At 71.9% G+C, this 3,170-nt stretch carries 4 protein-coding genes and 1 pseudogene; 3 read left to right on the forward strand and 2 right to left on the reverse strand.

From position 1 onward, the window contains the following. From JHD21_RS21655 to JHD21_RS21665, 3 genes and pseudogenes are all read left to right on the forward strand, one after another. Window positions 1-284, forward strand: a pseudogene (locus JHD21_RS21655) (pilus assembly protein HicB); the annotation flags it as partial. A gap of 130 nt (window positions 285-414) precedes the next feature. Further along, on the forward strand, window positions 415-1,239 hold the full coding sequence (locus JHD21_RS21660; protein WP_292679604.1) for a DUF4097 family beta strand repeat-containing protein: 825 nt from the start codon (window positions 415-417) through the stop codon (window positions 1,237-1,239). Window positions 1,240-1,323: 84 nt separating this feature from the next. After that, window positions 1,324-1,473, forward strand: a complete 150-nt coding sequence (locus JHD21_RS21665; RefSeq protein WP_292679606.1) for a hypothetical protein — start codon at window positions 1,324-1,326, stop codon at window positions 1,471-1,473. Between the two features lie 8 nt (window positions 1,474-1,481). Here the strand turns inward: JHD21_RS21665 and JHD21_RS21670 are convergent, their stop codons facing one another. Then, window positions 1,482-2,423 (reverse strand): siderophore-interacting protein, encoded by a 942-nt coding sequence (locus tag JHD21_RS21670; protein WP_292679608.1) that lies wholly within the window; start codon window positions 2,421-2,423, stop codon window positions 1,482-1,484. 33 nt (window positions 2,424-2,456) lie between these two features. Beyond that, the gene (gene dcd / locus JHD21_RS21675) at window positions 2,457-3,032 is read right to left on the reverse strand and encodes a dCTP deaminase (RefSeq protein WP_292679610.1); all 576 of its coding nucleotides are present in this window, start codon (window positions 3,030-3,032) and stop codon (window positions 2,457-2,459) included. Window positions 3,033-3,170 lie beyond the last annotated feature (138 nt).

Raw genomic sequence — 3,170 nt, forward strand, 5'->3', positions numbered from 1 at the left:
CCCCGGCACCGCCGTCGCCCCCGTCCCCCGACGAGGTCGAGGACGGCAACGTCGCCCGGATCACGCTGCGCCTCCCGGAGGCGGTCAAGGCCCGGGCCGAGGAGTTCGCGGCCCGCTCCGGCCACTCTCTCAACACCTGGCTCGTCAACGTCGTCCGGGCCGCGACCCGTGACGACGCCATCAACGTGGACGTCGACCTCTCCAGCATCCGGATGCTCGGCGACCAGCTCAGCGACATGTTCGGCAACAAGCGCGGCGAGCGCCGCATGACCGGGTGGCTGTGACCACCGCCGGCATGTCCTAGCCCCATCCGACCCACCTCCGGGACCGGCCACCTGGCCGGCCCCGTGGACCAGCACACCCTCGACACGCCAGCACCAGCCACCCAGCACCCAGCCACCCAAGGAGCACGCCATGACCCAGCACCACTTCGAGACCCATGAGCCCGTCGACCTCCAGGTCGAGATCGGCAAGGGCTCGGTGAGCGTCACCTGCACCGACACCACCGAGACGCGGATCGAGGTCGAGGGTCGCGACGCCGACCAGACCCGCGTGGAGCAGCACGGCTCGCGGATCGAGGTCATCGGCCCCAAGCAGCGCGGCGGGCTGTTCGGGGGCGACTCCGCGCTCTACGTGACGGCGGTCGTCCCGACCGCCTCCAACGTCGCCGCCAAGACCGGCAGCGCGGACGTCACGGTCGAGGGCGAGGCGGGCTCCACCGCCGTCAAGAGCGGGTCCGGCGACGTCAAGATCGCCGTCTCCCGCGGCCCGTCCGTGGTCGAGACCGGCTCGGGCGACGTCCAGCTCGAGCACGCGCAGGCCGACCTGCGGGTCAAGAGCGGGTCGGGCGACGTTCGCGTCGGGCACAGCGACCGCACGGTGGTCGTGTCCACCGGGTCGGGGGACGTGCAGATCGGGGCCTCGCACGCCGAGACGGTCGTCAAGACCGGCTCGGGCGACCTCCGGGTCGGCGAGGCGCACCACGACGTCAGCCTGGCCACCGGCAGCGGCGACTTCGTGATCGACCACGTCCACCGCGGCCGGCTCTCGGCCAAGGGGGCGTCCGGCGACGTCCGGGTCGGCATCCCCTCCGGGCTGCCGGTGTGGACCGACCTGACGACGGTGTCCGGCAGCATCCGGTCCTCCCTGGAGGGCGCCGGCCAGCCCGCCGAGGGACAGGACCACGTCGAGCTGCGCGCCAAGACCGTGTCCGGCGACATCGTCCTCACCCAGGTCTGAGCAGCCCACAGCACCAGCACCGCAGTCCCAGGGACTGTCGGTGGTCACGGCAAGACTCGTCACCAACAACCAAGGAGCACCGCGATGGACAGCACGACGATGATCGAGGCCCAGGCCCGTCACCAGATCGCCGAGCGCGTGGCCCGCGCCTCGTCGCCCACGGTCCCGGCCTCCCCGCGCCGGCACCGGCTGGCCCAGGGCCTGCGCCGGTTCGCCGACAAGATCGACAGCTGAGACCCGGGCTAGCTCGCCATCGACACGCCGACCCGCCAGTAGCCCATGAACGCCACCTGCCGCCGGTCGAGCCCGAGCTCCTTGACCAGCACGCGCCGCAGGCCGGTCACCACCTTGGACTCCCCAGCGATCCACACGTACAGGTCGTCGTGCGCCGCCGGCTCGGCGACGACCGCCTCACCGGACGACGAGTAGGTCGGGGTCTCCCACAGGTCCGGGTCGACCTCGTCGTCGCTCACCTCGATCTCGACCGGTGCCGCTCCGAGCGTGTCCAGAGCCGCCTGGTGCACGAGCGAGCCGAGCGGCCGGCCGTCGCGGGGCAGCCACCGGACCTCCACCCCGGGCGGGGCGGTCAGGTCCTGGACGTCCTCGGTCAGCGGCACCTCCAGCACCGCCGTACCGCTCGCGTCCGCCGGCAGGTCCCGGAGGATGCCGGCGATCGCCGGCACCGCGGTCTCGTCGCCCACGAGCAGCACCCGGCGAGCGTTGCCGGGCACGAACTCGATGCCGCCGTAGGCGTGCCCGCGGCGCGGCGCCATCAGCACGAGCCGGTCCCCGACGGCGGCACGCGACGCCCAGGAGCTGCCCGGCCCTGCCGCGCCACCGTCGTGGTCGTCGTGCAGCACGATGTCGACCACCAGCCGGGTGTCCGCACCCGACCCGACGACGTCGCGGACCGTGTAGGTGCGCATGTGGCCGCGCTCCTCGACCGGGCGGCCCAGCCAGGTGTCCCACCACGAGTCGTCCGCACCCTCGAACGACGGCACCGGCCCGTCCTGGTGCGGGAACACCAGCTTGATCCGCTGGTCGAACCACGGGCCGTCGGCGCCCAGCTCGGCCAGCGCCGGGCTGGCCAGCTCGAATCGCACGTAGCTGGGCGAGAGCCGGTCGACCCGGGTCACCTCGACCTCTTCGAGGAGCATGGCCAGGTCCGGAAAGGTCACCGTCATAGTTAGGCAAGCCTAACCTGATGACAACTCGGGCTAAATGCGGGTGCGATGGAAGCTCTGGAACGACCGCGACGGGGTGGGCCCGCGCTGGCCCTGGTAGCGGGAGCCGTACTTCTCCGAGCCGTACGGGTGCTCGGACGGCGAGGACAGCCGGAAGAAGCAGAACTGCCCGATCTTCATGCCCGGGTAGAGCTTGATCGGCAGGGTCGCGACGTTCGCGAGCTCGAGGGTGACGTGGCCGGAGAACCCGGGGTCCACGAAGCCCGCGGTCGCGTGGGTCAGCAGCCCGAGCCGGCCGAGCGAGGACTTGCCCTCGACCCGGGCCGCGATGTCGTCGGGCAGCGTCACCACCTCGTACGTCGACCCGAGGACGAACTCGCCCGGGTGCAGGATGAACGGCTCGTCCCCCTCGGGCTCGACCTCGCGGGTGAGGTCGGACTGGTCGGCGGCCGGGTCGATGTGCGGGTAGCGGTGGTTCTCGAAGACCCGGAAGTAGCGGTCCAGCCGGACGTCGATGGAGCTGGGCTGCAGCATCGCCGGCTCCCACGGCTCCATGGCCACCCGACCGGCGTCGATCTCGGCGAGGATGTCCCGGTCGCTCAGCAGCACGGCGACAACCTACCGGGGCCCCGGCGCGATCCGCTGGGGTAGCATCGCCCCGCCGGTCCGCCGGCCTGCGGATGTAGCTCAGTTGGTAGAGCGCGACCTTCCCAAGGTCGATGTCGCGAGTTCGAATCTCGTCATCCG

This window comes from Nocardioides sp. (assembly GCF_016462705.1).
Taxonomy (GTDB): domain Bacteria; phylum Actinomycetota; class Actinomycetes; order Propionibacteriales; family Nocardioidaceae; genus Nocardioides.

What these genes read in the sequence shown, in the direction of transcription:
- JHD21_RS21660 (WP_292679604.1), top strand. Translation starts at nt 415, where the DNA reads ATGACCCAGCACCACTTCGAGACCCATGAGCCCGTCGACCTCCAGGTC.
- JHD21_RS21665 (WP_292679606.1), top strand. Translation starts at nt 1,324, where the DNA reads ATGGACAGCACGACGATGATCGAGGCCCAGGCCCGTCACCAGATCGCC.
- JHD21_RS21670 (WP_292679608.1), bottom strand. Translation starts at nt 2,423, where the DNA reads ATGACGGTGACCTTTCCGGACCTGGCCATGCTCCTCGAAGAGGTCGAG.